The sequence below is a fragment of the Streptomyces nogalater genome (genome assembly GCF_039532885.1).
Taxonomy (GTDB): domain Bacteria; phylum Actinomycetota; class Actinomycetes; order Streptomycetales; family Streptomycetaceae; genus Streptomyces; species Streptomyces nogalater.
Window position 1 is genome coordinate 1 of the sequence record NZ_BAAASM010000026.1, and the last position, 2,594, is coordinate 2,594.

Here is a 2,594-nt window from a genome sequence, read left to right on the forward strand (position 1 = left end):
AGACGGCGCCGACGAACGTGGTCTTGCCCACGCCGAAGCCGCCCGCCACCACGATCTTCGCGGAAGTGGTGGCCCGGCCCGCGTCAGAGCTTGCGAAGTCCACTGAGCACCCTTTCGAGCAGCGTCACATCCGGAGCGCCGCCGTTGTTCTCGTCGCCACCAGGCTGGTGGATGGCGACCATGCCGGCCTCGGCGAGGTCGGCCACCAGGATCCGGGCCACGCCGAGCGGCATGTTCAGCAGCGCCGACACCTCCGCGACCGACTTGACCTCGCGGCACAGGTGGCAGATGCGCTGGTGCTCCGGGAGCAGCGTCACGAACGCTGCCGGGTCGGCCGTGGTGCTGATCAGCGCCTCGATGGCGAGCTGGTAGCGGGGCCTGGTCCGGCCGCCGGTCATGGCGTACGGCCTCACCAGCGGCTGGTCGCCCTCGTCCCCGTACGGCTCCGCGTACGGATCATGATGGGCGGTGGGCGGGGTCATGAATCCTCCGGGCGGGACAGCAAGTCGGTCAGTCAAGCCGTCTGACGGGGCCGGTGGGGGGATTGTGGCGGCCGGACGGTGTTTTCGTGAGGTGGGTGGTGCCGGGGCCGGTCAGTGGAGCAGACTGCCCTGGAGTTCGGCGCGCAGGTCCGGGGTGAGTACCGCACCCGCGCGGTCCACGAGCAGTGCCATCTCGTAGCCGACGAGGCCGATGTCCGCCTCCGGGTGGGCCAGCACCGCGAGGGACGAACCGTCCGAGATGGACATCAGGAAGAGAAAACCGCGTTCCATCTCGACGACCGTCTGTGCCACGGTGCCGCCCTCGAAGATCCGGGACGCCCCGGCCGTCAGCGAGGTCAGCCCGGAGGCGACGGCCGCGAGCTGATCGGCGCGGTCTCTCGGGAAGCCTTCGGACATCGCCAGCAGAAGGCCGTCGGCGGAGACCACCACCGTGTGGGACACCCCGGGGGTGTTGTCCACGAAGTTGGTGATCAACCAGTTCAGGTTCTGTGCCGCCTGGCTCATCGGACTCAACTAACGCTCCTGCTGGTGAGTGGGGCTCGGGAAGCTGCCGGTCTGGCCGCTGCCGGCCTGACGGCCCTGAGCGATGCCCCGACGGAGATTGGTCAGCCGGCCGCGTACGTCATCGGGCGCACGCGAGACCTGCGGACCGCTTTGGTGCTGTTGCTGCTGGGCGGTGCCGGGCACGAGGTTCGCCCGGGGCACGCGGCGCGGCAGGCCGGAGGTGGTGACCCCGCCCGCGGCGGGCTGCCGCACCCGCTCGGCCTGCCGGACGAGTTCGTCGTTCGGCGAGGTGCGCCAGGAGCCGGTGTTCGACCCGGACCGCTGTGGAGCGGACGCGGGCGACTGCGGCTGAGGCTGCGTCGTCTGCTGCGAAGCGGACGCGTTCTCCTGCTGCTGCTGGAACCAGTTGGTCTCCAGCGTGTCGAACAGCGGGGTACGGCCGTCTCCCGGGCCGCTGGCCGGCGGCAGGGCCTCCGGCTCGGTGCGGACCGGACGCTGCTGCTGCGGGGCGCCGAAGTCGTCAGGGCCGGCCGGCTGCGGACGCTCGAACTGCCCGGTGTGGCCGGGGTCCGGCCGGCCCGGGAGGGCGTGCTGTCCGGTGGAGCCGCCGTCGTAACCGCCGTCGTACGCCTGCGGGGCCTGCGGTGCCGGGAACTGGCCCGTGTGCCGGTCGCCGTCGTCCGGCCGGCCGGCGCCGGGGGCGCCGAACACGTCGGAGCGGGCGAACGAACCGGTGTCCTGCCGGGCGCCGGGAGCGTCGAAGGCCCCCGTCTGCCGCTCGGCGTCCGGGCCCGCGAACCGACCCGTGTGCCCGGCGTTGCCGAGCTGCGGGAACTGTCCGGTTTGCTGGGCGTTGTCGAGCTGCGGGAACCGGCCCGTCTGCTGGGCGTTGTCCGGCTGTCCGAACCGGCCCGTCTGCTGGAGGTCGTCCGGGCGGGCGAACTGGCCCGTGTGCTGGGCGGAGTCGCCCGCACCGGGCAGCTCCGGACGCTGGAACCCGCCCGTCCCGGCCGGACCCTGGGCGTCGATGCGGGGCATCTCCGCGGTCGAGCCCGGACCCTGCCGGTCGTCCACGCGCGGCATGTGCGCGGTCTGCGCCGCGTCCTGCTCGTCGTGGCCGCGCGGGGTGTCCAGCGCGGCACGCGACAGCGGGGCCTGGTCGGCCCAGCCCGGGGTGCGGGACTGCGGCTCCCCGCCGGGCAGTTCGGCCCGCGGGCCGCCGCGCGGCGGCAGCTGGGGCCGGCGCCCCTGGTCCGCCGGGCCGTCGGACCGCTTGCGGCCACGGCCGCCACGGCCACCGCCGCCACCAGCGCCACCACCGAAGAGGTCCTGCTGCGGACCGTTCGGGTGGGCGGCCTGCAGACCCTGCGGCGCACCGGGCGCCTGACCGCCGAAGCCGCCCGCGCCGGAACCGGCCGGCACCCGGCCGCCCTGCTGCGGTGCGGCACCGGGACCGCCCTGCGGACCGCGCGCCCCGCCCGGCGCACCGGGTCGGCCGCCCTGGCCCGGGGTGGGCAGCGCCGCCCGGGGACCCTGGCCGGGACCGGCCTGGCCGCGCGGGGCGGGACCGCCGCCGAGCAGACCGCC

At 74.8% G+C, this 2,594-nt stretch carries 3 protein-coding genes and 1 pseudogene; all 4 read right to left on the reverse strand.

Going from position 1 to position 2,594, the window contains the following annotated elements:
* A pseudogene (locus tag ABD350_RS18090) lies at positions 1–103 on the reverse strand (ATP/GTP-binding protein); the annotation flags it as partial.
* The gene (locus tag ABD350_RS18095) at positions 84–482 is read right to left on the reverse strand and encodes a DUF742 domain-containing protein (RefSeq protein ID WP_344349186.1); all 399 of its coding nucleotides are present in this window, start codon (positions 480–482) and stop codon (positions 84–86) included. The pseudogene ABD350_RS18090 and the gene ABD350_RS18095, both read right to left, overlap by 20 nt.
* A 111-nt stretch (positions 483–593) precedes the next feature.
* Positions 594–1,007 (reverse strand): roadblock/LC7 domain-containing protein, encoded by a 414-nt coding sequence (locus tag ABD350_RS18100; protein WP_014675212.1) that lies wholly within the window; start codon positions 1,005–1,007, stop codon positions 594–596.
* Between the two features lie 9 nt (positions 1,008–1,016).
* On the reverse strand, positions 1,017–2,594 hold a 1,578-nt coding region (locus tag ABD350_RS18105), incomplete at its 5' end, for a DNA polymerase III subunit gamma/tau domain-containing protein (protein ID WP_486388603.1).